Genomic DNA, 546 nt, shown 5'->3' with positions numbered 1-546 from the left:
CGACAGGGACGACCACGTGGCGGCACGCCGCCGTGAATCAGCGCGGAGCATCCACGCCTACCTCATCGGCGATGCGCTGAATGCGCGCAGCGCAATGCAGGAGCCGCTGCCGATCGACCTCGCGCCAGGTCACCCCTGGGCGAGGTTCCCGGCGGCCACCGCCACCACCATCGCGTCCTCGCGCACCAGGGCGAACGCCTCGCGCGCCGGCAGGCCGCGGAGGCGGCGGCACCTGGAAGGCGCGGAGCAGTCCGGCTCGTCCTCCCATGCCCCGAGCTCCTTGGCCGCCTCCACGAATCCCAGGTCTTGCGCGGCTATCTGACAGGCCAGCACGTCGCCGACCCGGGCGCCGCAGCCCGCCATGCAGCAGACGTCCCCGCTGCGCAGATTCACCCGGATGCTGTCGCTGCCCGCCTGCGTCAGGCTCGCTCGCTTGGCGCAATCCGATGCGCGATTTCAGCCTACGGCCCAGCAGTCGCCAGAATTTCAATGAAGCCATCGAGATGTCTACCGGCAGGCGTGCCAGGTTGTGCACAACCAGAAATC

At 69.4% G+C, this 546-nt stretch carries 1 protein-coding gene; it reads right to left on the bottom strand.

What is annotated here, in order from left to right; genetic code table 11:
• Positions 1 to 129 precede the first annotated feature (129 nt).
• Positions 130 to 393, bottom strand: a complete 264-nt coding sequence (locus AC1DY5_RS58180; protein ID WP_478123121.1) for a hypothetical protein — start codon at positions 391 to 393, stop codon at positions 130 to 132.
• Positions 394 to 546 lie beyond the last annotated feature (153 nt).

The organism is Variovorax sp. P4_D9 (genome assembly GCF_056401695.1).
The sequence above is the reverse complement of the archived record's forward strand: the minus strand, read 5'-3'. Positions and strand labels throughout refer to the sequence as shown.